The organism is Pseudomonas sp. IT-P2, from assembly GCF_949767575.1.
Taxonomy (GTDB): Bacteria; Pseudomonadota; Gammaproteobacteria; order Pseudomonadales; family Pseudomonadaceae; genus Aquipseudomonas; species Aquipseudomonas pharyngis.
On the sequence record NZ_CATKQA010000022.1, the window covers coordinates 121,459 to 147,155 of the forward strand.

The 25,697-nt window shown below is 60.6% G+C and carries 25 protein-coding genes; 8 read left to right on the forward strand and 17 right to left on the reverse strand.

What is annotated here, in order from left to right; translation table 11 throughout:
* Positions 1-147: 147 nt before the first annotated feature.
* The gene (locus ACM6JM_RS13185; RefSeq protein WP_039765820.1) at positions 148-1,182 is read left to right on the forward strand and encodes an alpha/beta fold hydrolase; all 1,035 of its coding nucleotides are present in this window, start codon (positions 148-150) and stop codon (positions 1,180-1,182) included.
* Between the two features lies 1 nt (position 1,183).
* Here ACM6JM_RS13185 and ACM6JM_RS13190 read toward each other — a convergent pair whose 3' ends face one another.
* From ACM6JM_RS13190 to ACM6JM_RS13240, 11 genes are all read right to left on the reverse strand, one after another.
* Positions 1,184-1,513 carry a GlpM family protein gene (locus ACM6JM_RS13190; RefSeq protein ID WP_162831789.1) on the reverse strand — a complete coding sequence of 110 codons (330 nt, stop codon included), beginning with the start codon at positions 1,511-1,513 and terminating at the stop codon, positions 1,184-1,186.
* A 20-nt stretch (positions 1,514-1,533) separates the two neighbouring features.
* On the reverse strand, positions 1,534-2,814 hold the full coding sequence (locus ACM6JM_RS13195) for a sigma-54-dependent transcriptional regulator (protein ID WP_235375867.1): 1,281 nt from the start codon (positions 2,812-2,814) through the stop codon (positions 1,534-1,536).
* 44 nt (positions 2,815-2,858) lie between these two features.
* Positions 2,859-4,772: a sensor histidine kinase gene (locus tag ACM6JM_RS13200; RefSeq protein ID WP_039765823.1), complete on the reverse strand. Its 1,914-nt coding sequence runs from the start codon at positions 4,770-4,772 to the stop codon at positions 2,859-2,861.
* Between the two features lie 64 nt (positions 4,773-4,836).
* Complete coding sequence (locus ACM6JM_RS13205; protein ID WP_007953170.1) at positions 4,837-5,571, reverse strand: amino acid ABC transporter ATP-binding protein; 735 nt, start codon at positions 5,569-5,571, stop codon at positions 4,837-4,839.
* Positions 5,568-6,239 carry an amino acid ABC transporter permease gene (locus ACM6JM_RS13210; protein ID WP_007953172.1) on the reverse strand — a complete coding sequence of 224 codons (672 nt, stop codon included), beginning with the start codon at positions 6,237-6,239 and terminating at the stop codon, positions 5,568-5,570. The genes ACM6JM_RS13205 and ACM6JM_RS13210 overlap by 4 nt, the downstream gene beginning before the upstream one ends.
* Positions 6,239-6,985, reverse strand: a complete 747-nt coding sequence (locus tag ACM6JM_RS13215; protein WP_007953174.1) for an amino acid ABC transporter permease — start codon at positions 6,983-6,985, stop codon at positions 6,239-6,241. The genes ACM6JM_RS13210 and ACM6JM_RS13215 overlap by 1 nt, the downstream gene beginning before the upstream one ends.
* A gap of 194 nt (positions 6,986-7,179) precedes the next feature.
* A complete protein-coding gene (locus tag ACM6JM_RS13220; protein ID WP_039765825.1) occupies positions 7,180-8,094 on the reverse strand; it encodes a glutamate/aspartate ABC transporter substrate-binding protein in 915 nt (304 codons plus the stop codon).
* Positions 8,095-8,434: 340 nt separating this feature from the next.
* A complete protein-coding gene (gene glpD, locus ACM6JM_RS13225; protein WP_039765826.1) occupies positions 8,435-9,973 on the reverse strand; it encodes a glycerol-3-phosphate dehydrogenase in 1,539 nt (512 codons plus the stop codon).
* A 328-nt stretch (positions 9,974-10,301) separates the two neighbouring features.
* A complete protein-coding gene (locus ACM6JM_RS13230) occupies positions 10,302-11,057 on the reverse strand; it encodes a DeoR/GlpR family transcriptional regulator (protein WP_007953179.1) in 756 nt (251 codons plus the stop codon).
* A 239-nt stretch (positions 11,058-11,296) separates the two neighbouring features.
* Positions 11,297-12,799, reverse strand: coding sequence for a glycerol kinase GlpK (gene glpK, locus ACM6JM_RS13235; RefSeq protein ID WP_039765827.1), 1,503 nt, complete (start codon positions 12,797-12,799; stop codon positions 11,297-11,299).
* A 78-nt stretch (positions 12,800-12,877) separates the two neighbouring features.
* On the reverse strand, positions 12,878-13,729 hold the full coding sequence (locus tag ACM6JM_RS13240; RefSeq protein ID WP_064599156.1) for an MIP/aquaporin family protein: 852 nt from the start codon (positions 13,727-13,729) through the stop codon (positions 12,878-12,880).
* Between the two features lie 360 nt (positions 13,730-14,089).
* On the opposite strand from ACM6JM_RS13240, the gene ybaK reads away from it, so the two are divergent.
* Positions 14,090-14,560 carry a Cys-tRNA(Pro) deacylase gene (gene ybaK / locus ACM6JM_RS13245; protein WP_007953184.1) on the forward strand — a complete coding sequence of 157 codons (471 nt, stop codon included), beginning with the start codon at positions 14,090-14,092 and terminating at the stop codon, positions 14,558-14,560.
* 89 nt (positions 14,561-14,649) lie between these two features.
* Positions 14,650-15,432 (forward strand): PhzF family phenazine biosynthesis protein, encoded by a 783-nt coding sequence (locus ACM6JM_RS13250; RefSeq protein WP_163976342.1) that lies wholly within the window; start codon positions 14,650-14,652, stop codon positions 15,430-15,432.
* 49 nt (positions 15,433-15,481) lie between these two features.
* Here ACM6JM_RS13250 and ACM6JM_RS13255 read toward each other — a convergent pair whose 3' ends face one another.
* Together ACM6JM_RS13255 and argF are read right to left on the reverse strand one after the other, a co-directional pair.
* Positions 15,482-16,591: an ABC transporter ATP-binding protein gene (locus tag ACM6JM_RS13255; protein WP_414882035.1), complete on the reverse strand. Its 1,110-nt coding sequence runs from the start codon at positions 16,589-16,591 to the stop codon at positions 15,482-15,484.
* Complete coding sequence (argF, locus tag ACM6JM_RS13260) at positions 16,588-17,508, reverse strand: ornithine carbamoyltransferase (RefSeq protein ID WP_039765834.1); 921 nt, start codon at positions 17,506-17,508, stop codon at positions 16,588-16,590. Before argF ends, ACM6JM_RS13255 begins: the two co-directional genes overlap by 4 nt.
* Before the next feature lie 406 nt (positions 17,509-17,914).
* Here argF and ACM6JM_RS13265 point away from each other — a divergent pair, with 406 nt between their 5' ends.
* The 3 genes from ACM6JM_RS13265 (at position 17,915) to grxD (ending at position 20,881) form a co-directional block, all read left to right on the forward strand.
* Complete coding sequence (locus ACM6JM_RS13265; RefSeq protein ID WP_039765836.1) at positions 17,915-18,205, forward strand: hypothetical protein; 291 nt, start codon at positions 17,915-17,917, stop codon at positions 18,203-18,205.
* Positions 18,206-18,336: 131 nt separating this feature from the next.
* On the forward strand, positions 18,337-20,442 hold the full coding sequence (locus ACM6JM_RS13270) for a molybdopterin oxidoreductase family protein (RefSeq protein WP_414882036.1): 2,106 nt from the start codon (positions 18,337-18,339) through the stop codon (positions 20,440-20,442).
* Positions 20,443-20,539: 97 nt separating this feature from the next.
* Positions 20,540-20,881 carry a Grx4 family monothiol glutaredoxin gene (grxD, locus tag ACM6JM_RS13275; RefSeq protein WP_039765841.1) on the forward strand — a complete coding sequence of 114 codons (342 nt, stop codon included), beginning with the start codon at positions 20,540-20,542 and terminating at the stop codon, positions 20,879-20,881.
* Positions 20,882-20,987: 106 nt separating this feature from the next.
* Here the strand turns inward: grxD and bfr are convergent, their stop codons facing one another.
* Both bfr and ACM6JM_RS13285 read right to left on the reverse strand, forming a co-directional pair.
* Positions 20,988-21,464 (reverse strand): bacterioferritin, encoded by a 477-nt coding sequence (gene bfr, locus ACM6JM_RS13280; protein WP_011335740.1) that lies wholly within the window; start codon positions 21,462-21,464, stop codon positions 20,988-20,990.
* 199 nt (positions 21,465-21,663) lie between these two features.
* Positions 21,664-21,882, reverse strand: coding sequence for a bacterioferritin-associated ferredoxin (locus tag ACM6JM_RS13285; RefSeq protein WP_007953193.1), 219 nt, complete (start codon positions 21,880-21,882; stop codon positions 21,664-21,666).
* 291 nt (positions 21,883-22,173) lie between these two features.
* On the opposite strand from ACM6JM_RS13285, the gene ACM6JM_RS13290 reads away from it, so the two are divergent.
* Entirely contained in the window at positions 22,174-22,776 is a 603-nt protein-coding gene (locus ACM6JM_RS13290) for a peroxiredoxin (protein WP_007953195.1), read from the forward strand.
* 74 nt (positions 22,777-22,850) lie between these two features.
* Here the strand turns inward: ACM6JM_RS13290 and rnt are convergent, their stop codons facing one another.
* On the reverse strand, positions 22,851-23,525 hold the full coding sequence (gene rnt, locus ACM6JM_RS13295) for a ribonuclease T (protein WP_007953196.1): 675 nt from the start codon (positions 23,523-23,525) through the stop codon (positions 22,851-22,853).
* Positions 23,522-24,568, reverse strand: coding sequence for a dihydroorotase (gene pyrC / locus ACM6JM_RS13300; RefSeq protein ID WP_039765844.1), 1,047 nt, complete (start codon positions 24,566-24,568; stop codon positions 23,522-23,524). Before pyrC ends, rnt begins: the two co-directional genes overlap by 4 nt.
* Positions 24,569-24,728: 160 nt before the next feature.
* On the opposite strand from pyrC, the gene ACM6JM_RS13305 reads away from it, so the two are divergent.
* On the forward strand, positions 24,729-25,637 hold the full coding sequence (locus ACM6JM_RS13305; protein WP_007953200.1) for a flagellar protein MotY: 909 nt from the start codon (positions 24,729-24,731) through the stop codon (positions 25,635-25,637).
* Positions 25,638-25,697: the final 60 nt, after the last annotated feature.

Genomic DNA, 25,697 nt, shown 5'->3' on the forward strand with positions numbered 1-25,697 from the left:
GCGGTAGGTGGCACAGGCACTTGCTGGACTCTCGCCGATTCGACCGCTCGGCACTCTTCATCAAACTGTCATCGAACTGTGGCAGCGCGCTTGAACAAACTTCATCAGACTCGCGTTCTACTGGGGTTCTGCGTTTCGGTGTTTTTCATGTTCAAGGGATTTTTTGCAATCGCGGCGTTGTTGGCCGCGGTTTTTTGCGTTCCGGCGTCCTACGCGGCGTCGCGTTGCGACGTCAATGTACCGACCGAACGGGTCGATCTGGAGCAGGTGAGCCTGGCGTACCAGAGCATCGGCCGTGCGTCGGATCCGGCGCTGTTACTGGTGATGGGCCTGGGCGGCCAGTTGATCCACTGGCCGGATGAAGTGGTGGTTGCGCTGTGTCAGCAGGGCTTTCGGGTGATCCGTTATGACAACCGCGATGTCGGTCTGTCGACCTGGCGCCAGACGCCGGCCGAAGCCAACCTGACCTTTGAGGTGCTGCGCTACAAACTCGGCCTGCCGGTGGCGGCGCCTTACAGCCTGACCGACATGGCCGACGATGCGCTGGGCCTGATGGATGCGTTGCACGTCGAGCAATTCCACGTGCTCGGCGCGAGCATGGGCGGGATGATCGCCCAGCACATGGCGGCGATGGCGCCGCAACGGGTCGAAAGCCTGACGCTGATCATGACCAGCTCCGGTGCCGAAGGGTTGCCGGCGCCGAGCGCGGCGCTGGTGCAATTGCTGTCACGGCGCGGCGCGCCCAATCGCCAGATTGCCCTGGAGCAACAGGCCGATCTGCTGGCCGCACTGGGCAGCCCTTCGGTCAGCGATGACCGGCAGGCCTTGCTGCATCAGGCGGCGCTGTCCTATGACCGGGCGTTCAATCCCGAAGGCGTGAAGCGTCAGATCATGGCGATCCTTGCCGAACCGAGCCGGGTGGCGTTGCTCAATCAACTGCGCGTCCCGACCCTGGTGGTACACGGCACGGCTGATCCGTTATTGCCGGTGATGCACGGCGTGCACCTGGCGGCGCATATTCGCGGCAGTCAGCTGCGGCTGATTCCGGGGCTGGCGCACCGCTTTCAGGAAGCGTTCAAGGAACCTTTGCTGGCGGCGGTGTTGCCGTATCTGCGCGAGCATCGCGAAGACACGTCGCACTGGGCGCAGATCGAACCGGTGGCGGAACACAACCTGCTCTGACTCAGGCGTGCAGCCGCACCCACACCGACACCAGCACCGTCGCTGCCATCAACCACGCCACCGCCGCCACCGCCAGCGAAGCTTCGAGGCGCATGCGGTCGACCATCACGTACAGCGTCGCCAGATACACGAAGTACGGAATGATCGACCACATGCCGAAGACGATGGTGGTCTTCAGGTCGTCTATCGAACGGCCCTTGCCGACGATGTAGTGGGCGATCAGGGCGAAGGTCGGGAACAGCGGCACCAGCCCTGCGATGTAGTAGTTTTTGGTCTTGGCCAGCATGGCGAGGATCACCACCACGGCCGCGCCGAGCATTGCCTTGAAAATCAGATCCACATCGTTCTCGCTTAATGGCTCAAGCCGTATTTCTTCACTTTGTCGAACAGCGTGGTCTTGGCCATCCCCAGTTCCAGGCTGGCCTGGGTCAGGTTGCCGCCGCTGCGTTGCAGGGCATCGCTGAGCAGGTTGCGTTCGAACGCTTCCACTGCTTCGGCGAATGCCAGACCCTGGCCCGCGCTACCCGCGCCGGTTTTCTTGAACGCTGGCAGGCCGAGGGCAAAACGCTCGGCGACGTTACGCAGTTCGCGCACGTTGCCCGGCCAGTCATGGCTCATCAGGCTCGACAACGTCTGGTTGTCCAGCTCCGGCAGCGCCCGGTCGAAACGCAGGGCCGATTGCTGGGTGAAGTGTTCGAACAGTTGCAGGATGTCTTCGCGGCGCTCGCGCAGGGGCGGCAGTTCCAGCGTCACCACGTTGAGGCGGTAGTACAAGTCACTGCGGAATTCCCCGGCTTTGCTCGATTCGTCGAGGTCGGATTTGGTGGCCGCGATCACCCGGCAATCCACCGCCACGCTCTGGTTCGAGCCGAGGCGTTCGAGGGTGCGTTCCTGCAACACCCGCAGCAGTTTGATCTGCAACGGCAGCGGCATGCTTTCCACTTCATCGAGGAACAGCGTGCCGCCGTCGGCGTGTTCGATCTTGCCGATCCGCCGTTTGCCGGCGCCGGTGAAGGCATTGGCTTCGTGGCCGAAGATTTCGCTTTCGAACAGGTTTTCCGGCAGCCCGCCACAGTTCAGCGCAACGAACTGTTTGCTGTGACGGCGGCTGAAATCATGCAGGCAGCGGGCGACCAGTTCCTTGCCGGTGCCGGTTTCGCCTTCGATCAGCACATTAGCCGAGGTGTCGGCGACGTTGGCGATCAGTTCGCGCAGGTTCTGCATGGCCGGCGAGCGCCCGATGATCCGTCCTTCAAGTGAGTCGCGCTCGGCCAGTTGCCGGCGCAGGGACGAGACTTCGCGATTCAGGCTGCGTTGCTCCAGCGCACGACGGGCCACATCGACCAGACGCTCGGGGGAGAACGGTTTTTCCATGAAGTCGTAGGCGCCTTTCTGCATCGCGCCGACCGCCATGGAAATATCGCCGTGGCCGGTGATCAGCACCACCGGCAGGCTGCGGTCGCGTTGCTTGAGTCGGGTCAGCAGTTCCAGGCCGTCGATGCCCGGCAGGCGAATGTCGCTGATGACGATCCCGGCGAAATTGTCACCGACTTGCTCCAGCGCTTCTTCGGCACTGCCGACGCCGATGCAGGGAATGTCTTCCAGCGTCAGCGCCTGCTGGCAGCCGAGCAGGACATGGGGGTCGTCTTCGACGATCAATACACTGAGGTCGTTGTTCATATTGGCTCGGCAGGAGTAGGGCTTACCAACGGTAAACTGAGGACGAAAGTGGTACCACCGCTGGCCGGGTGTTCGACACCCAGATGCCCGCCGGTAGCGGCAGCGAGGCTGGCCGACAGGGTCAGGCCGAGGCCCAGGCCCTGTTCGCCGGGCTTGGTGGTGAAGAACGGTTCGAACAGATGCTTGCGCGCTTCGGCGTCGATGCCGTGGCCGTTGTCGCGCACGCGCAGGCGATATTTGCCGTTGAATTCTTCGCCTTCCAGCCACAGTTCCGGCAGCGGTTGCGCCTGCATGGCGTCGAGGGCGTTGCCGATCAGGTTGACCAGAATCTGTTCCAGGCGCGTCTGGTCGATCTGCACCTGCACATCGTCGAACTGGCGATGCACTTTCAGGGCGGCACTTTCCACACGGGCGCCGAGCACTTGCAGGGCGGCGTCCACTGCTTTGCCGAGGCTGGCGCGGCCCTTGTCGTCGCCACGTCGGGCAAAGGAGCGCAGGCTGGCGGTGATCCGGCCCATGCGGTCGATCAGGTCGTTGATGGTCTTGAGGTTGGTGCTGGCGACATCGAGCTGGCCGCGCTCAAGGAAGCGAATGGTGTTGCCCGACAGCGTGCGCATCGCCGCCAGCGGCTGGTTCAGTTCGTGGGCGATGCTGGTGGACATCTGGCCGATGGCGGCGAGTTTACCGGCCTGCACCAGTTCGTCCTGGGCACGGCGCAGGGTTTCTTCGGCCTGACGCCGTTCGCGGATCTGGCTCTTGAGCCGGTCGTTGCTGGCGCGCAGGTCGGCGGTGCGTTCGGTAATCCGACGCTCCAGCTGATTGTTGGCTTCCTGCAAGGCTTCGCGGGCGGCGAGGCGGGTGGCGATGACCTTGCGCCGTTCGTTCCAGGCGATCAGCAGGAATGCCACCAGGGCAAACGCCACGGCCACCAGAATCCCCTGATTGATTGCCTCGCGCCGCAGATCCTGCAACGGCGTTAGCAGGGTGAAATTCCACGGGGTATCGCTCAACGGCCGGGTTTGCGCCAGGTAGCTGATGTTTTCTTCATCGCCATCCTGTTGGCTCGGCACTTCGCTGTTGGCCGGGAAGGTGAGTTTTTCCACGCCTTCGGATAGGGTTTCCCGGGCCAGCGGTTGCAGCTCGTTCAGCGGGAACCAGTAGTACTGCAGGCTGCGGGCGAGTTTTTCCTTGGTCTCGTCGCTCAACGGTATGACCGATTTCAGGCGTCGGGCCGGATCGCTGGAGAGAATGATGATGCCGTTTTCATCGCTGACGAAGGCTTCGAGACGCGCCCGTTGCCAGCGTTCTTCCATGGCTTCCAGGCGTACCTTGACCACCGCGACGCCGATGATCTTGCCGTGTTCTTCGAGGCCGTGGGCCAGGTAATAACCGGGTTCGCCGTTGGTGCTGCCGATTCCGTAGAAACGTCCGGGCTGGCCGCGAATGGCGTTCTGGAAGTAGGCGCGGAACGACAGGTCTTCACCAAGGTAGCTGTCGACGTCGCGCCAGTTGCTGGTCGCCATGACGCGGCCGGTGGTGTCCATGACGTAGATGGCCCGACTGCGGCTGCGCCGGTTCAGGCCTTCAAGGTAATCGTTGACCGTTTGCCGGTGTTCCGGGGTCGGGTCGTCCAGCAGCTGCGAAACGCTCGATTCGAGCTCCAGCAGGCTGGGCAGGTAGGTGTATTTGCTGATCTCGCTTTCGACCGCGCGGGCGTGCAGTTCCAGTTGGCGCTGGCCGTTTTCGCCGAGGCTGCGGATGCCGAAATGTTCGCTGGTCCAGAAGCCGATGTAACCCAGTCCGATCATCAGGGCGATGACCAGCGGCGGCAGGAACAGGTGGCGGATCAGACGGGGTTTCACGGCAAGTGATGGCGGCGTGGCGCGATAGAGAGTGGGGTCGCATTTCATCACAGATGCCTTGGGTCAACCACCTGCATTCCCCGACAGTGGATGTCGGGGAATGCAGCCGTTTTTAGTGCTGCAGGATTTTCTCGAGGAAATGCTGCGCGCGTTCGGAGCGTTGGCTGATGTCGCCAAAGAACTCTTCTTTCTTGCAGTCTTCGATGATCTTGCCGGCGTCCATGAAGATCACGCGGTCGGCCACTTTACGGGCGAAGCCCATTTCGTGGGTCACGCACATCATGGTCATGCCTTCGTGGGCCAGCTGCACCATCACGTCGAGCACTTCGTTGACCATTTCCGGGTCCAGCGCCGAGGTCGGTTCGTCGAACAGCATGACGATCGGGTCCATCGCCAGCGCACGGGCAATCGCCACGCGCTGTTGCTGACCACCCGACAGTTGCCCCGGATGCTTGTGGGCATGAGCCGACAGGCCGACGCGCTCGAGCAGTTGCAGGCCTTTCTTGGTGGCTTCTTCCTTGCTGCGGCCCAGCACCTTGATCTGCGCGATGGTCAGGTTTTCGGTGATGGTCAGGTGCGGGAACAGTTCGAAATGCTGGAACACCATGCCGACGCGCGAGCGCAGTTTCGGCAGGTTGGTCTTCGGATCGGCAATCGACGTGCCGTCGACCACGATGTCGCCTTTCTGGAACGGCTCCAGTGCGTTGACGCACTTGATCAGGGTCGACTTGCCCGAACCGGACGGGCCGCAGACCACGATCACTTCACCCTTTTTGACCTCGGTGCTGCAATCGGTCAGCACCTGGAAGTCCCCATACCACTTGTTGATGTTCTTGATAGAGATCATACGGCGAACCTTTTTTGCAGACGCTTGACCAGCACCGAGGCGGCAAAGCTGATGGTGAAGTACACGAGACCTGCGAAGATCAGGAACTCATTCGAGCGGCCAATGATGTCGCCACTGGCGCGCGAGGCGTTGAGGAAGTCCACCAGGCCCACGGTGTAGACCAGCGAGGTGTCCTGGAACAGGATGATGCTCTGCTGCAGCAGCAGCGGGGTCATCTTGCGGAACGCCTGAGGCAGGATGATCAGGCGCATCATCTGGCCGTAGGTCATGCCCAGTGCCTGCGCCGCGCCCATCTGACCTTTCGGGATCGACTGCACGCCGGCCCGGACGATTTCGCAGAAGTACGCCGCTTCGAACATCATGAACGCCACGATGCACGAGGTGAACGCGCCGATCGGGGTGTCTTCGCCGGTGATCCAGCGCAGCACGAACGGCACTGCCAGATAGAACCAGGTGATCACCAGCAGCAGCGGGATCGAACGGAAATAGTTGACGTACGCACCGGCGATGCTCGACAGCAGTTTGCTGTGGGACAGGCGCATCAGCGCGAGGATGGTGCCGAGGATGATCCCGCCGACCACGCCCAGCGCCATCAGCTTGAGGGTCATCAGCATGCCGTTCCACAGGCCGGGAATGGCCGGAACGATGCCACTGAAATCGAATTCCATTATTTACCCCCCACGGAGATCAGGCCGGGCACGGCGACTTTCTTCTCGACCATGCGCATCAGCAGCATCAGGCTCATGTTGAGGGTGAAATAGATCAGGGTCGCCAGGGTGAAGGCTTCAAACAGGTTGGCCGAGAATTCGGCGGTCTGTTTGGTTTGCGCCAGCAGCTCCATCAGACCGATCAGGGACGCCACGGAGGAGTTCTTGAACACGTTCAGGAATTCCGAGGTGAGCGGCGGAATGATGATCCGGTAGGCCTGGGGCAGCAGCACGTTCCAGTAGATCTGCGGCAGCTTGAAACCCATGGCGCGGGCGGCGGATTCCTGGCCACGTGGCAGCGCCTGGATACCGGTGCGAACCTGTTCGCAGACACGGGCGGCGGTGAACAGGCCCAGGCACACGACAACGCTCAGGTAGGCCGAAGTGGTCGGGTTCAGGTCCTGCTTGTACCACTCCTGCAGATCCGGCGGCAGCAGATCGGGCACCAGGAAGTACCAGATGAACAGCTGAACCAGCAGCGGCACGTTACGGAACAGTTCGACGTAGCAGGTCGCGATGCCCGACACGATGCGGTTCGGCACGGTGCGCATGATGCCCAGCAGCGAGCCGAGCAGCAGGGCGATGATCCAGGCCACGATGGCGATGGCGATGGTCCAGCCCAGACCGGAAATGAACCAGTCGAGATAGGTCTCGCTGCCCACGCCGGTGGACTTGAAGAACACGCCCCAGTCCCAGTTGTAATTCATTAGGGTCTCCCCTCGATTCGATCGATGTACAAGTGCCCGCCTGGGGAAGCTCCGTTCCCGCCCTGATTGTGAAAATCAGGCACACGCGATCGGCTCGACAGCCACCGGTTCGAGTGTTTCCAATAAGTGCCAGCAGGGAGTGACCATCCCCTGAAAAGGCAGGCGCCTCCTCAGGGGATAAGGTTAGTCAGAAATCAGGATTTCTTGTCGTCAGCCGCTTTGTCGGTCGGATTGGCGATCAGGGCCTTGAGCTCGTCGCTCATCGGGAAGTTCAGGTTCAGGCCTTTTGGCGGAATCGGCTGCATGAACCATTTTTCGTAGATCTTGTTGATCTCGCCCGACGCGTAGGTCGCCTTGATGGCGTCGTCGACAGCCTTTTTGAACGGCGCATCGCCCTTGCGCATCATGCAGCCATAGATTTCGTACGACTGTGGAGTACCGGTCACGGCCCAGTCGGAGGCTTTCTTGGCTTTGGCGGCTTCGCCGGCCAGCAGGGCATCGTCCATCATGAACGCAACGGCACGACCCGATTCCAGCATCTGGAAGGACTCACCGTGGTCCTTGGCGGAAATCACGTTCATGCCCATCTGCTTGTCAGCGTTCATCGCCTTGAGGATACGCTCGGAAGTGGTGCCGGCGGTGGTCACGACGTTCTTGCCTTTCAGATCGTCGAAATCCTTGTACTTGGAGTCAGCCTTGGACAGCAGACGGGTACCGATTTCGAAGATGCCGACGGAGAAGTCGACCTGTTGCTGACGCTCGACGTTGTTGGTGGTGGAGCCGCACTCGACGTCCACGGTGCCGTTCTGCACCAGCGGGATACGGGTTTGCGAAGTGACGAGGTTGTATTTGACCTGCAGGTTTGGCAGGTCCAGGTCTTTCTTGATCGCTTCGACGATGGCCAGCTGGATATCGTGGGAGTAGCCGACCGGCTTGCCGGAAGCGTCAGCGATGTAGGAGAAAGGAATGGAAGCGTCACGGTGGCCCAGGGTGATGACGCCGGACTCTTTGATCTTCTTAAGGGTGCCGGTGAGTTCGGCAGCGAAAACTGGTGTGCTGATCAGAGCGGCAGCAATGGCTGCGCCCAGGATATGGGGAACGATGCGCATCAAATTTTCCTCGACATTGTTTTTTTTATGGAGCCGGTTGAGCGGGCCCTTTTGAGCTTCGAATGCCTGACGGCTCCTGTTGTGTTGGCGCAACAGGCATTCGTCGAAGGAGTGTAGAGCATGAGTCGTGCCAGACCAGTCGCTACACGTTAATGCATTGATTTATAACGTTATTAAAGTTTTGTGATGGTGTTTTTCCGTGGATCTGATCCGGTTAACCGAATTGACCGTCAGGTCGCGTTCGGAAAACCGAACGTCTGCGACACGCCTTGTTTCAGCCTGAATGCAAAAAGCCCCTGAATCTTTCGATTCAGGGGCTTTTTGTTCAGCGACGAACGAATCAGGCCGCTTCGATCTTGCTGCGGTTCTGTTCGACCTTGTTCAGGTACGCCGCCAGTCGCTCTTGCTCGGCCGGTGTGGTGAACAGGCCCAGTTTGCTGCGACGCCACAGGATGTCGTGCGCGGTGGTGGCCCATTCTTCGGTGCACAGGTAATCGACTTCACGGGTATAGAGGCCGCCGCCGATGTGTTCGCCCAGGTCGGCGAGGGTGTCCACGCCTTCGAGCATGCGCCAGGTGCGGCTGCCGTAGGTAGTGGCCCAGCGACGGGCAATTTCGGTCGGTACCCAGTCGAACTTGTCGCGGATCTGCGCGCTCAAGGCCTGTGGCGTGGTCATGTCTTCGCCGCCGGGCAGGGTGGCGGTGGCCGTCCAGCTCGGGCGCATCTGGGTGAAGAACGGCATCAACTGCGCCATCGCCGACTCGGCGAGCTTGCGGTAGGTGGTCAGCTTGCCGCCGAACACCGACAGCAGCGGCGCTTCTTCGGTACTGCCGGACAACGCCAGGGTGTAGTCGCGGGTCACGGCCGACGGGTTATCGGATTCGTCATTGCACAGCGGACGCACGCCTGAATAGGTGTGCAGGATGTCGTCACGGCTGATCTGCTTCTTGAAGTGGGCGTTGACTACTTTGAGCAGGTAATCGGTTTCGCCGTCGGTGATCGCCACTTTGGCCGGATCGCCGGTGTACTCGCGGTCGGTGGTGCCAATCAGAGTCAGGTTGTTCAGGTACGGAATGGTGAAAACGATGCGCTGATCTTCGTTTTGCAGGATGTGCGCGTGATCGCCTTCGTACAGTTTCGGCACGATGATGTGGCTGCCCTGGATCAGGCGGATGCCGTACGGCGATTCCATCTTCAGGTCATCACGGATGAACTTGGCGACCCACGGACCGGCGGCGTTCACCAGCGCTTTGGCGGTGATCGAAAACAGGCTGCCGTCGGCGCGTTCCAGGTTCAGGTGCCACAGGCCCTTAGCGCGGCGGGCACTGACGCAACGGGTCTGGGTGTGAATGTGCGCGCCCTTTTCACGGGCGGCCATGGCGTTGAGAACCACGAGGCGGGCGTCGTCGACCCAGCAGTCGGAGTATTCGAAGCCTTTGCTGATTTCGCTTTTCAGTGCGCTGTCGGCGCCGAACTTCAGGCTTTTCGAGCCCGCCAGTTTTTCGCGCTTGCCGAGGTGGTCATAAAGGAACAGGCCTGCGCGAATCATCCACGCCGGACGCAGGTGCGGGCGGTGCGGCAGCACGAAACGCATTGGCTTGACGATGTGCGGGGCCTTGGCCAGCAGCACTTCACGTTCGGCCAGGGCTTCGCGCACCAGACGGAATTCGTAATGTTCGAGGTAGCGCAGGCCACCGTGGATCAGCTTGCTGCTGGCCGACGAGGTGTGGCTGGCCAGATCGTCCTTTTCGCAAAGGAATACCGAAAGACCGCGACCAGCGGCATCCGCTGCGATCCCCACGCCATTGATCCCGCCGCCGATGACGGCGATGTCGTAGATCTCGGAGATAGGGGGCGTACGCAAGGTAGATGTGGACATCGGCTGGCCTCGGGCTCTTTTGATTTTCTGTCTTGGAAATCGAACATGAATGTTCATTTGCGAAAATGTTAGCCCATAAAGACGCGCGCAGCCAGTCGACTTCGATTGAAAAAACTCATCGAAGGGCCGAGAAAGGAAAATATTCGAACATGAAATGCGCGTTAGAGTACTGATCGTTCCCACGTCGAGGCGTCGAACCGTCTGCGTGGGAATGCATACATTGACGCTCTGCGTCGGCTTCTGAATGGGACGCAGAGCGTCCCGGGCGGCATTCCCACGCAGAGCGTGGGAACGAGAATTCGCCGGGAGGGAGTTATGCGGGAGAGGGTTAAACGACTTCCAGACGAATCTTGTGCTGGCTCAGCAGTTGCGCCAGCGCCGGCACCGGCTGCTGATCGGTCACCAGGCAATCGATCAGGCTGATCGGGCCGAGGCGGATCATCGCGTTACGCCCGAACTTGCTGGAGTCCGCCGCGAGGATCACCTGCCGGGCATTGGCGATGATCGCCTGGGACACCCGCACTTCCTGGTAATCGAAGTCGAGCAGGCTGCCGTCTTCGTCGATGCCGCTGATACCCACCAGCGCAAAGTCGACCTTGAACTGGTTGATGAAGTCCACGCTCGCCTGACCCACCACACCGCCGTCGCGACGCACGTTGCCGCCGGTCAGCAGCACATCGAAATCATCCTTGGCGCTGAGCATCGAAGCGACGTGCAGGTTGTTGGTGATGATCTTCAGGTGGCTGTGATTGAGCAGGGCGCGGGCAATCGATTCGGTCGTCGTACCTATATTGATGAACAGCGAGGCGTGATCGGGAATCTGTGCGGCGATGGCTTCGCCGATGCGTTGCTTTTCATCGCGCATCTGATCGGCGCGCATCGCGTAGGCGGTATTTTCGACGCTGGAATCATAGGCGGCGCCGCCGTGGTAGCGACGCAGCAGATTGGCTTCCGCCAGTTGATTGATATCGCGGCGGATGGTTTGCGGGGTAACAACGAACAGCGTGGCCATTTCCTCGATGCTCACATAGCCGCGTTCGCGGACCAGCTCGAGGATTTGCTGCTGACGGGGAGGCAGATTCATGGGGCTTCCTTTGGGCTGCCGTGCAAAATTTGCCCATGATGACGCAGGAATCCGCTCCCTACCAGTTTCCAAACAACGTGAAAGCTACTGCGCTCGGCAATCCTGCGTTAAAAACAGGCTCGGACTGCTCATTTACAAACCCGTAAACTCCGCGTCCTCGCCTGTTTTTGCCTTGTCTTGCCTTCGCTCGCTACGCTTTCACGCTGTTTGGACCAGCCTTAGTCAGTCCTCAGACTGGCTTATTCAGCGTCTTCACGTTCCCAATCACGGGTACGGCTGACGGCTTTTTTCCAGCCTTTATAGAGCTTCTCTTTGGCCGCTTCGTCCAGGCTCGGTTCGAACTCGCGCTCGATCACCGCTTTGCCGCGCAGTTCTTCCAGGCTGCCCCAGAAACCGCAAGCCAGGCCAGCCAGATAAGCTGCGCCGAGCGCCGTGGTTTCGCGCATTTTCGGACGTTCGACTTGAGTGCCGAGGATGTCGGCCTGGAACTGCATAAGGAAGTTGTTCGCCACCGCGCCGCCGTCCACACGCAGGGCCTTGAGGCGTTCGCCGGAGTCCTGTTGCATGGCGTCGAGGACGTCGCGGGTCTGGTAGGCAATCGATTCCAGTGCGGCGCGGATGATGTGATCCACACGCACGCCACGGGTCAGGCCGAACAGGGCGCCACGGGCATACGGATCCCAGTAGGGCGCGCCGAGGCCGGTGAAGGCTGGCACCAGATACACGCCGTTGCTGTCCTTCACTTTATTGGCGAAGTATTCGGTGTCGTGGGCGTCGTTGACGATTTTCAGTTCATCGCGCAGCCACTGCACGGTCGAACCGCCGTTGAATACCGCGCCTTCCAGGGCGTAAGCCACTTCGCCGCGCGGGCCGCAAGCGATGGTGGTGAGCATGCCGTGCTGGGATTTCACCGCTTTGTCGCCGGTGTTCATCAGCAGGAAGCAACCGGTGCCGTAGGTGTTTTTTGCCTGGCCCGGCTCGACGCACATCTGACCGAACAGCGCAGCCTGCTGGTCGCCGGCGATACCGCCGATGGCGATGCCGCTTTTGGTACGGCCGTAGATTTCCGAGGAGGCTTTGACTTCCGGCAGCATCTCGCGCGGGATGTCGAGGATCTCCAGCATCTTCGCGTCCCACTCCAGGGTGTGGATGTTGAAGAGCATGGTGCGCGAGGCGTTGGTGTAGTCGGTGACGTGAACCTTGCCGCCGGTGAATTTCCAGATCAGCCAGCTGTCGACGGTGCCGAACAGCAATTCGCCGTTGCGCGCGCGTTCACGGCTGCCTTCGACGTTGTCGAGGATCCACTTCAGTTTGGTGCCAGAGAAGTACGGGTCGGTGACCAGGCCGGTGGTGTCGCGGATGTAGTCTTCATGACCGTCGCGCTTGAGCTGCTGGCAGATCTCGGTGCTGCGGCGGCATTGCCAGACGATAGCGTTGTACACCGGACGGCCGGTGGTCTTGTCCCAGACCACGGTGGTTTCACGCTGGTTGGTGATGCCGATGGCTGCGACCTGGTCATGGTGCAGGCCGGCCTGGGCCAGTGCTTCGACCATCACCGCGCTCTGGGTGGCGAAGATTTCCATCGGGTCGTGTTCGACCCAACCGGCTTGCGGGTAATGCTGGGCGAATTCCCGTTGTGCGGTGCAGACCACGTTCGCGTCGCGGTCGAAAATGATCGCGCGGGAGCTGGTCGTACCCTGATCGAGGGCAATGATGTAGTTCTTGTTCTGAATGTCGGTCATGTCGATTGCCTTGGACGAAATAAGGGAGAGTGGGCCGTGGCGCGGGCTCTATAAGGGCAGGAGCCCGCGCCGACTGTTTCAAGAAGTTCTTGGTTTGCCGTCAATGGCCGGTTCTGCATCCTTTGTAGCAGGTGTGGCGCCGGTAAGGTGACGGGCAATCAGCCCGCGATACCCGGCAGCGCCGAGGCAGGCACCGACAATCGGTGCAAAAATCGGAATCAGGAAGTACGGGATTTCACGTGCGCCAGTGAAGGAAATTTCACCCCAGCCGGCGAAGAAAGTCATCAGTTTCGGACCGAAGTCCCGGGCCGGGTTCATCGCGAAACCGGTCAGCGGGCCCATCGAGCTGCCGATCACGGCAATCAGCAGACCGATCAGCAGCGGCGCCAGCGGGCCTTTCGGCAGGCCGTTGTTATCGTCGGTCAGGGACATGATCACGCCCATCAGGATCGCGGTGATGATCACCTCGACCAGGAACGCCTGGGCCGTCGACAGCGCAGGGTTCGGGAAGGTGGAGAACACCGACGCCAATTCCAGGCTGGCTTCAGTGCCACGAACCATATGGTGAGTTTGTTCGAAATCGAAGAACAGGTTGCTGTACAGCGTGTAAACCAGCAGCGCGCCGCAGAAGGCACCGGCGATCTGGGCCAGAATGTAGAACGGCAGTTTGCGCTTTTCGAAGTCGGCAAAAATGCTCAGAGCAATACTGACGGCGGGGTTCAGGTGCGCACCGGAAACGCCGGCGGTGAGGTAGATCGCCATGCTGACGCCGACGCCCCAGATGATGCTGATTTCCCAAAGACCGAAGCTGGCGCCCGCGACCTTGAGCGCGGCGACACAACCCGTGCCGAAAAAGATCAGGAGTGCAGTGCCCAGAAACTCGGCCAGGCACTGGCTCGAGAGCGATGGTTGCTGTAACGCAGTTGTCATTGAAAACCTCGGTTTTTGTTGTTGTCTGGCGCGTTGCCGACAGGGCAAGGCGCGATTTTCGCCGAGGCAGGATCCCCATCCTGTTCCCGGTTTACTGCTGGGTGCTGCGATGACGATAATTCTTACATTATTCAGATTCGAAAAAATATAGACAAGAAACAAACCTGTCAAAGGTCGAAAGTGAACCGCCAGTCACAAATAAACTATCAGTCACGTGAATGATCCTGCGGGTCACCCGGCCTGCGCGGTTGTTACTGGCCTGCAAACCCCGGGAAACGTGGCGCGTGGTAGAGCCTTTTGCCCAACGATGGCCTAAAATCCGCCGCAGGATTTTTTGCCACTGCCGAGCCCGGAGCTGCCATGACCCCTGCGTTGGACTTGTTGAAAAAAGTTCGTGCCGAACATCGCGTGCACAGTTACGAACATGACCCGAAGGCCGCGTCGTACGGCCTGGAGGCCGCGGAGAAACTGGGGCTCGATCCGGCGCAGGTGTTCAAGACGCTGCTGGCAGCCAGTGAGAAGGGAGAGTTGCTGGTGGCGGTGGTGCCGGTCGTCGGAAGTCTCGACCTCAAGGGGCTTGCCCACGCCGCCGGCGTGAAAAAAGTCGAAATGGCCGACCCGGCCGCCGCACAACGCTCCACCGGTTACCTGTTGGGCGGCATCAGCCCGCTGGGGCAGAAAAAACGCCTGCGTACCTTCATCGATAACTCGGCCCAGCCTTTTGCGACCATTTATGTCAGCGCCGGTCGGCGCGGGCTGGAGGTGGAACTGGCGCCGGCGGTATTGGCGGAACATACCCAGGCGAAATTTGCCGACATCGGTCGCCCTTGACGTCTGTATGAAGAAAATTGGCCGGCACTGTCACTGGCGCTGATCCGGCCGGCGCTGCATGCTCGTTCGACTGACACAGGGAGAAGGTTATGCAGCTCGAGTTTCATCAGGTCGACGCGTTCAGTGATCGGCCGTTCAGTGGCAACCCGGCAATGGTCTATCGGCTCGACGCGTGGCTCGCGGACGACCTGATGCAGAAGATCGCCGCCGAGCACAATCTGGCAGAAACCGCGTTTCTGGTGCGCGAGGGGCAGGCATGGCACATCCGCTGGTTCACGCCGACCACCGAGGTGCCGCTGTGCGGTCACGCGACCCTGGCCAGCGCCTATGTGCTGTTCGAGATCTATAAGGAAAACGCCGAGCGTCTGGACTTCACCTGCAAGTCCGGTCCGTTGAGCGTCAGCCGCGAAGGTGGCCGGTTGTGGCTGGATTTCCCGGCCATCGAAGCGGTAGAGAAAGGCGTCACCGTGGAGATTGAGCGGGCGCTGAATGTTCAGGCGGTGGACGTTCTGAGTTCCAACGAGCTGTTTGTGGTGCTGGAATCCGAGCAGGCGGTGCTCGATTGCACGCCGGACATGGTCGCCCTCGCCAAGCTGCCGTGGTTGGGTGCGATTGTCACCGCGCGGGGCAATCAGCATGACTTCGTCTCGCGCTATTTCGCTCCGGCCATCGGCATCAATGAAGACCCGGTGACCGGTTCGACCCACTGCAGCCTGATTCCGTACTGGTCGAAACGTCTGGGCAAATCCAGCCTCACTGCATGCCAGCGTTCGGCGCGGGGCGGCGAGCTGTTCTGTCGGCTGGAAGGTGAGCGGGTGAAGATCGGCGGCAATGCGACGCTGGTGGCCAGCGGCACATTGATGCTGGGCTGAAGCCAAAAAATAAGGGAGCCATCAGGCTCCCTCATTGTTTGTGTGCAGATCAGTGCGCGGTGCTGTAACGGCGAACGCCGTTTTCCGCCGCCGGAATCTGCGCAGCGGTGCTGCCGGAGGCCTGGAACAGCACCAGATGTTCCGCCGCCACACGAATCCCGACATCCGCCCCCACCTGATGGTCGGCATGGCTCGGGAAGATCGATTCCAGCTGTGCGCCGGTCGGCAGTTGCAGGCGATACAGGGTCGAAGCGCCGAGGAAGGTCTTGCCGACGATTCGCGCTTTCAACCCGCTGTCCGGCGCGTAAACGATGTCGTCCGGACGCAGCAGCACATCCACCGCGCCACCGATCGGCCAGGTGTAGGCGCGATTGCCGCGCAGTTCACCGAGTTCGGTCTGCACCGACTCCGGGCTGCCCAATTGGCCGCGAATGAAGTAACCCTGACCGATAAAACTGGCCACGTACGGCGTCGCCGGCTCGTGATAGAGGTTGTACGGCGTGTCCCACTGCTCCAGCCGGCCTTCCTTGAACACACCGACGTGATCGCTGACGGCGAAGGCTTCTTCCTGGTCATGAGTCACCAGAATTGCACTGGTGCCACGGGTCTTGAGGATGTCGCGCACTTCATGGCTGAGCTTGCGGCGCAATTCGCCATCGAGGTTGGAGAACGGCTCGTCGAGCAACAACAGTTGCGGCTCCGGCGCCAGGGCGCGGGCGAGGGCGACACGTTGTTGCTGGCCGCCGGACAACTCGTGGGGGAAACGCTTGCCGAGGTACTTCAGGTTGACCAGTTCCAGCAGCTCTTCGGTGACGCGCTCCTTGTTCGGGTGCTTGCGGATACCGAAAGCGATGTTGTCCGCGACACTCAGGTGCGGGAACAGCGCGTAGTCCTGGAACACCATGCCGATCCGGCGTTTTTCCGGGGCGAGGGTAAAACCGGCGCTGGAGATGACCTCACCGCCGAGAGAAATTTCCCCTTCGTGCACCGGTTCGAAACCGGCAATCGCACGCAGGGTGGTGGTCTTGCCGCAGCCGGAGGAGCCAAGCAGGCAGCCGATGTCACCGGCGTTGAGGTGCAGATTGAGGTTCTGCACCACACGTTGATCTTGATAGCCGCAAGCGAGGTTGCGCAGGTTCAGCAGTAATTCATGACTCATGCGTGGTGATATGCCGGTTCGACAAGGAACTCGAGCAGGGCCTTCTGTGCGTGGAGACGGTTTTCTGCCTGATCCCAGGCGACGGAGCGCGGGTCATCGAGCAGGTCGAGGCTGATTTCCTCACCGCGGTGAGCGGGCAGGCAGTGCATGAATAGCACGTCATCGGCTGCCAGGTCGAGCAGGGCACGGTTGACCTGAAACGGCGCAAACAGCTTCAGGCGCTTGGCGGTCTCCTCTTCCTGGCCCATGGAGGTCCAGACATCGGTGCTGACCAGGTGCGCGCCGCGCACGGCGTCTTTCGGGTCGCGGACGATGGTCACGCGGTCACCGGCCTTGGCCACGAATTCAGGATTCGGCTCATAGCCTTCAGGGCAGGCCACGCGCAACTGGAAGTCGAACTGGATCGCCGCTTCTATATAGCTGTTGCACATGTTGTTGCCGTCGCCGATCCAGGCCACAGTCTTGCCCTGGATCGAGCCGCGGTGTTCGAGGAACGTCTGCATGTCGGCCAGCAACTGACACGGATGCAGGTCATCGGACAGGCCGTTGATCACCGGCACGCGGGAGTTGGCGGCGAATTCGGTCAGGGTGCTGTGGGCAAAGGTACGGATCATCACCGCGTCGAGCATGCTCGACATGACGATGGCGCAGTCGCCGATCGGCTCGCCACGGCCCAGTTGGGTGTCGCGCGGCGACAGGAAGATCGCCTGGCCGCCGAGCTGGATCATGCCGGCTTCGAAGGAGATGCGTGTGCGCGTCGAGGACTTCTCGAAGATCATCCCCAGGACGCGGTTTTTCAGAGGCTCGAACAGTACGCCGCGGTTACGCAGGTCCTTGAGCTCAACGCCTCGACGGATCACGCTGACCAGCTCTTCGGGCGTGCAATCCATCAGGGAGAGAAAGTGCCTTGCGCTCATCATTGACTACCTTTTTGCTACAAACCGCAGATGCTCAAAGCCTTGTTTATCGGAACAACGGGCGAGACCTGCGGCGTAAGCCGCACGGGGGCGACGAAATAGGGGAAGGCGCGATATTGACACTAAATGTCGCGTTTTTCCAATAGGCTACGGTTTTTGCAGAAATGTGCCGGGGTGATAACAGTGCGAACACTGTGATTTCCGGTCAGTTTTCGAGAGGGCAGCGAGGTATTTGTACACTGGCCCCACCGGGCTTGGCAATCCGGCGCGGCGGGGATGGCAGCGCTCTGGTCGGTTTGCGACCGGTGAGCCACCGGTTCGCTTGGTCGGATGCGCAGGTTGAAACATTTGCTAAAGCAAAGTGCTGGGTTATAAATAAATCACGAGCGACGCAGGAAGCCTCCGCATGGAATCGAAAGAAAAACTGTTAATGGAACTGCTGGGCCACACGGCACGCTCATTGACCCACCTCACCGCCTCGATGACCTCGATGTCCTTCGAACTGATGCGCAGCGAAGACGACGTGGTCAAGGCCGCCAGTCGACAGATGATCGACCGTATGGCGACCATCAGCGCCGGGCTCGACGAGCATTGGCGACTGATCGGCGAACTCACCGGCGTCCACATCGCCCACGAGCAGATCGAGACCATCCAGGAAATCCAGCTGGCCGCGCCGCCACAGCTTCCGGCGAACTGACGCGGGTCTATCGGCCGGCCTGATGGCCGCCGATTCACAAGACGAACGTCGCTGGCGCTGCATCGGGCTGCGGGCCATAGTTTTGTTCCCGCAGGCGTGATTGCCTGCCCAGAACAAGACAGAGACTGGCCATGACCAAGACTCTCCATCACCGTGCCTGCCACCTGTGTGAAGCCATCTGCGGCTTGACCATCGAAACCACCGAAACTGACGGTCAGGTGCAAATCACCTCGATCAAGGGCGATGCTCAGGACACGTTCAGTCGTGGGCACATCTGCCCCAAGGCCGTGGCGCTGCAAGACATCCAGAACGATCCGGATCGCCTGCGCCAGCCGATGCGCCGGGTCGGCAGCGAATGGTTGCCCATCGAGTGGGACGAAGCGTTCGAGCTGGTCGCCGAAAAACTCTCGGCGATTCAGGAGCGTCATGGGCAGAACGCGGTCGCCGTGTATCAGGGCAATCCCAGCGTGCATAACTACGGGCTGATGACCCACAGCAATTACTTCCTCGGTCTGTTGAAAACCCGCAACCGCTATTCGGCGACGTCGGTCGATCAGCTGCCCCATCACCTGACCAGCTATCTGATGTACGGCCACGGCCTGCTGCTGCCGATTCCGGACATTGATCACACCGATTTCATGCTGATCCTGGGCGGCAATCCGCTGGCATCCAATGGCAGCATCATGACCGTGCCGGATGTCGAGAAGCGTCTGAAGGCGATTCAGGCCCGGGGCGGCAAAGTGGTGGTGGTCGATCCTCGGCGCAGCGAGACGGCGGCGATGGCTGATCAGCATCTGTTCGTGCGTCCGGGTGGCGACGCGGCGTTGCTGTTTGGTGTGCTCAATACTCTTTTCGCCGAGGGCCTGACTTCGGACAGTCATCTGCCGGTGGACGGTATGGACGAAGTCCGCGCGGCGGTAGCGGGTTTCACCGCCGAAGCCATGAGCCCGTTGTGCGCCGTTCCCGCCGAACAGATCCGCCAACTGGCCCGGGACTTCGCCGCCGCGCCAAGCGCTGTTTGTTATGGCCGGATGGGTGTTTCCACTCAGGCCTTCGGCACGCTGTGCCATTGGGTCGTGCAGTTGATCAATCTGGTCACCGGCAACCTCGACCGCGTCGGCGGTGCCTTGTGCACCGAGCCTGCGGTGGATCTGGTGGCGTCGACTTCGGGCGGGCACTTCAATAAATGGCAGAGCCGCGTGTCCGGGCGTCCTGAATACGGCGGCGAGTTGCCGGTCTCGGCGCTGGCCGAAGAGATGCTCACCGAAGGCGAGGGGCAGATTCGCGCGTTGATCACCGTGGCCGGTAACCCGGTGTTGTCCACGCCCAATGGCCGGCAGCTGGAGCAGGCGCTGGACGGGCTGGAGTTCATGGTCAGCGTCGACCTGTACATCAACGAAACCACGCGCTATGCCGACCTGATCCTGCCGTCGACCTCGGCGCTGGAAAACGATCACTACGACACCACCTTCAACCTGTTCGCCGTGCGCAACGTCAGCCGTTTCAATCGGGCGATCCTCGCCAAACCCGAAGGGGCGCTGCACGACTGGGAGATCTTCGTCGGCCTGGCCAAGGCCTTTGCCGCGAAGACCGGTAAAGAGCTGAAACCGACGATGCCGCCGGCGAAGATGATCGATATGGGATTACGCATGGGCGCCTATGGCGATGCGTCCGAACACAAATTGTCGCTGGCGACGCTGTTTGATCATCCGCACGGCGTTGATCTGGGAGCACTGAAGCCCAACCTGACACCGCGATTGAAGACCGCCAATCAACGAGTTCAGGCGGCGCCGCCGGAAATCCTCGCCGACCTGGCGCGCTTCGCCGCGTTGCAGGCGCCGGCCGCCGATGAGCTGTTGATGATCGGCCGCCGTCATGTGCGCAGCAACAATTCGTGGATGCACAATTACCATCGATTGGTGAAGGGCAAGCCGCGTCATCAGTTGCTGATGAACCCGGCCGATCTCGCCAGTCGCGGGCTAAGTGACGGGCAGCTCGTGCGGGTCAGTTCACGGGTCGGGCAGATCGAGGTCGAGGTGCTGGGCAGTGCCGACATGATGAAAGGCGTGGTCAGCCTGCCGCACGGATGGGGCCACGCCCGTCCGGGTGTGCAGATGGCGATTGCCAGCGGCCAACCCGGCTCCAGCGCCAATGACCTGACCGATGAATGCCAGCTCGACGAGCTGTCAGGCAATGCGGCGCTCAATGGTGTGCCGGTGACGGTGGCGGCGGCTTGAGCAAGTCTGTCGGGGAGACCGAGCAGGGCGCTCGGGATTCCGTTACAATGCGCCACCGTGCCGACCCATGAGTCGGAAAGTTCAGCCGAGGTGCTCCATGGATATCATCGAAACGATTAAAGAGCAGATTGCCAACAACACCATTCTGCTTTACATGAAAGGCTCGCCGAATGCCCCGCAGTGTGGCTTCTCCGCGAAAGCTGCGCAGGCTGTGATGGGCTGTGGCGAGAAGTTCGCCTACGTCGACATCCTGCAGAACCCGGAAATCCGCGCCAACCTGCCGAAGTACGCCAACTGGCCGACTTTCCCGCAGCTGTGGGTAGCCGGTGAACTGGTCGGCGGCAGCGACATCATGGCTGAAATGTTCGCCAACGGTGAGCTGCAGACTCTGGTCAAGGAAGCATCCGCCAAGGCTGCTGCGGCCAAGTCCGAAGCCTGATTGGCTTCTGCCCGGATTTCGGCGAGTCTGAAGTCCGGGCAATAAAAAGCCCCGCCTCTCGAAAGAGGGCGGGGCTTTTTAGTGTCTCGAGTTTAGCGCTGGCTGATTACTCGTCTTCGCCCATCTGCGATTGCAGATAGTTCTCAAGACCTACTTTATCGATCAGGCCCAGTTGGGTTTCCAGCCAGTCGATGTGTTCTTCTTCGGATTCGAGAATGTCTTCGAGCAGTTCGCGGCTGCCGAAGTCACCGACGGATTCGCAGTGGGCGATGGCGGCCTTGAGGTCGGCATGGCCGGTCTTCTCGATACGCAGGTCGCACTCCAGCATTTCCTTGGTGTGCTCGCCGATGTGCAGCTTGCCCAGATCCTGCACGTTCGGCAGGCCTTCAAGGAACAGGATGCGCTTGATCAGCTTGTCCGCGTGCTTCATCTCGTCGATTGATTCGTGGTACTCGTGTTTGCCGAGCTTGTTCAAGCCCCAATCTTCATACATGCGTGCATGCAGGAAGTACTGATTGATCGCGACCAGCTCATTGGCAAGGATCTTGTTGAGATGCTGGATGACTGTTACGTCGCCTTTCATGATGGGAGTCCTGCCCTAAGTAACGGTATATAAGGCAGAGTTTGAGCTTGGTATTTATAAGTGTCAAACCTAAGTTATTGAATAATAAATGAAAATTAATCGGAATAAGAATGTTTGTGTTCCGCGTCTGGGCGCTAAGCGGTTGATTTTCAGGCATAAAAAAACCGGACATAAGTCCGGTTCTTCAAATTCGGGATAATTACGCGGCGGTAAATTCTGCCGGGTAGGGGATCGCAGCCTGGGCGGTTTGCAGCTTGGTCAGGGTTTCGCGAACCACTTCCTTCGCCAGGCACGCGCATTTGCCGCATTGGCTGGCGACGCCGGTGGCCTGACGGACTTCTTTATAGCTGCAGCAACCTTCATAGATCGCTTCGCGGATTTGTCCGTCGGTGACGCCAGTGCAGAGGCAAACATACATAAGTGAGAACCGTCGCTGGTTGTGACTCAATTGCGATGGATCTTAATGTTAACGAGAATGATTGTCAAAGTGCTTTCCGAAGGGTTTTCATCGCCAACGGCTGTGACTGACGAACGGTGGTACATGGCTGAATGCCAGCCGGGATTTCGCGAAAAACCTTTAAGGACAGTCGAAAAACGCAGTGTATGATGGTCGGCCCTTGCGAAGGGGGTTCGTGTCACAGGGCTGTCGCCTGAGGGTGGCAGGCTGGCCCGAACCCTGAACTTCAAGTTTCTACACCAGGAGATATCAATGAGCGTACTCGTAGGCAAACAAGCCCCTGACTTCACCGTCCCGGCCGTACTCGGCAATGGCGAGATCGTTGACAGCTTCACCCTGTCCTCGGCCATCAAAGGCAAATACGGCCTGGTGTTCTTCTACCCGCTGGACTTCACCTTCGTCTGCCCGTCCGAGCTGATTGCTCTGGACAACCGCATGGCCGACTTCAAGGCTCGCAACGTTGAAGTGATTGCCGTGTCGATCGACTCGCACTTCACCCACAACGCCTGGCGCAACACCCCGGTCAACAATGGCGGCATCGGTCAGGTGAAATACACCATGGCTGCCGACATGAAGCACGACATCGCCAAGGCCTACGACGTTGAGTCCGAAGGCGGCGTGGCTTTCCGTGGCGCGTTCCTGATCGACGACAAAGGCGTTGTCCGCTCGCAGATCGTCAATGACCTGCCGCTGGGCCGTAACATGGAAGAGCTGATCCGTCTGGTTGACGCGCTGCAATTCCACGAAGAGCACGGCGAAGTCTGCCCTGCCAACTGGAAAAAAGGCGACAAAGGCATGAACGCTTCGCCAGAAGGCGTTGCGGCTTACCTGACCGAGAACGCTGCTGCCCTGTAAGGCGCATCGTCGAGGTACAAAAAAACCGGCTCTTGAGCCGGTTTTTTCATGCGGGGGATCCAACCCGACGACCCTCAGTCGTCGAAGTCTTCCCAGCCGCCCATCTGTTTCCAGCGGTTGACGATGCCGCAGAACAGCTCGGCCGTCTTCTCGGTGTCGTAACGCGCCGAATGCGCTTCACGGCCGTCGAAGTCGATGTCGGCGGCCTGACAGGCCTTGGCCAATACGGTTTGACCGTAGGCCAGGCCGGCGAGGGTCGCGGTGTCGAAGCTGGAGAACGGGTGGAACGGATTGCGCTTCATGTCCAGCCGCGCGACGGCGGCGTTGAGGAAACCGAGGTCGAAGCTGCTGTTGTGGCCGACCAGAATCGCCCGTTTGCAGCCGTTGGCCTTCAAGGCCTTGCGCACGCCACGGAAGATGTCGGTCAGCGCCGTTTCTTCGCTGACGGCCATGCGCAACGGGTGATCGAGCTTGATCCCGGTGAACTCCAGTGCCGCCGCTTCAACGTTGGCGCCTTCGAACGGCTCGACGCGGAAGAAGTAGGTGTGATCCGGGTAGACGAAACCCTTTTCATCCATGGCGATGGTGGTCGCGGCAATCTCCAGCAGAGCGTCGGTGGCCGAGTTGAAGCCACCGGTTTCTACGTCGACGACAACCGGCAGGTAGCCGCGAAAGCGTGCTGCCATTGGGTGGCGCGAACCGCCGCCACCTTGACCGTCCAGTTCGTCGTCGAAATGGTCTTCACTCACGCGTGTTCCTCCAGCAGGCGCCAGCGCAGTTTTTCACCGGCGCGCAGCGGAATAACGGTCAGCTCGCCGAAAGGCAGGCTGGTCGGGGCGGTCCATTCGTCACGAACCAGGGTGATGCGATCGGTGTTTGCCGGCAGGCCGTAGAAACGCGGGCCGTTGAGGCTGGCGAACGCTTCGAGCTTGTCCAGCGCATTGCGCTGTTCGAAGGCTTCGGCATACAGCTCGATGGCGGCGTACGCGGTGTAGCAGCCGGCGCAGCCGCAGGCGGCTTCCTTGGCGTGCTGGGCGTGCGGCGCCGAGTCGGTGCCGAGGAAGAACTTCGCACTGCCGCTGGTGGCGGCGTCGAGCAGGGCTTCCTGGTGTGTGTTGCGCTTGAGGATCGGCAGGCAATAGAAGTGCGGCCGGATCCCGCCCACCAGCATGTGGTTGCGGTTGTAGAGCAGGTGATGCGCGGTGATCGTTGCGCCGACGTTTGCGGACGCCTCGTTGACGAACTGCACGGCATCGCCGGTGGTGATGTGTTCGAACACCACTTTCAGTGTCGGGAAACGCTCGACCACGCGGCGCATGTGCTCGTCGATGAAGATTTTTTCGCGGTCGAACACGTCGACGTCGCCACGGGTGACTTCACCGTGGATCAACAGCGGCATGCCGACTTCGGCCATGGCTTCCAGCGCCGGGAAAATCTTGTCGATGCTGGTGACCCCGGAATCGGAGTTGGTGGTGGCGCCGGCCGGATAAAGCTTGGCGGCGTGCACGAAACCGCTGGCCTTGGCCTCACGGATTTCTTCGGGCTGGGTGCGGTCGGTGAGGTACAGCACCATCAGCGGCTCGAAACGACTGCCAGCCGGGCGGGCAGCGAGAATCCGCTGGCGATAGCCGTCGGCTTCAGCGGCGTTGCGCACCGGAGGTACCAGGTTGGGCATGATGATGGCGCGACCAAAGGTGCGCGCGACATCCGCAACGGTATTGGTCAACACGGCACCATCGCGAAGATGAATGTGCCAGTCGTCGGGACGCAGCAGGGTCAGGCGGTCGGACATGAGGGGATTCCAGGCGGGTCAAACTGAGGCGAATGCTACCGGAAAAGACTCTTGCAGGCACTCGCTATCAAGTTTTGCGACGAGCGTCCGATATCCCATAGGTATGCCGTAAAGATGTATGTCTCGGTCTTTTTCGTTGTAGAAGCCAATGGAGCCTCCCGTGCGCCAGCGATATTTAGCCTTGCTCAGTGTGTTTGCCAGCCTTCCCGCGATGGCACTGACCTACCAGACCCGTCTGGAGAACATTGAGTGGACGGTCGAGGGCGACAAGTTCGAGTGTCGTCTGACGCAGCCGATCACCGACTTCGGCTCGGGGCAATTCGTGCGCAAGGCCGGCGAGCAGGCGACCTTTCGCCTGAACGCCTACAACGCCATGCTTGGCGGTGGTTCGGCGACCTTGCTGGCGGCGGCTGCGCCGTGGCAGCCGGGTCGTGGCGATATCAATCTGGGCACGGTTCGACTGGGCAGCGGCAACGTGCTGTTCAACAGTTCTCAATCCCAGGCCGGGCAGCTGATCAGCGGTTTGATGGACGGTCGCAGCCCCGTGGTGCGCCGGGCCTCGGGCGATGGTCGGGTATCTGAAGTGCGCCTGCTGCCGGTCAAGTTCAGCAAGGCTTTTAATGACTACCAGACCTGCGTGGCGAAACTGCTCCCGCAGAATTTCGATCAGGTCAAACAATCGCAGATCGGCTTCCCCGGCGAAGGCATCGAACTGGACGCCGCCGCCAAGGCCAAGTTGCAAGTGATGCTCGAATACATGAAGGCCGATCCGACGGTCAATCACATTGAGCTCGATGGCCACTCCGACAACAGCGGCAATCGCCTGACCAATCGCGAGCTGTCGCGCCGCCGCGCGCTGGCCGTGGTCGACTTCTTCAAGGCCAATGGCATCCAGGAATCGCAGATCACCGTGCGTTTCCATGGCGAACGCTACCCGTTGGTGCCGAACACCAATGCCGCCAACCGGGCCAAGAACCGCCGGGTCAACGTGCACCTGGCGCGAGTGGCACCGACCACTGCTCCGGCGCCCCAGGCCAGCACGCCTGCCAACACGGCGGCGACTTCCTGACCTTCCGGTCATCGTCGCCCTCTCGACAGATTCTGTCGCTTTGTCGTCTTAAGCTGTCGC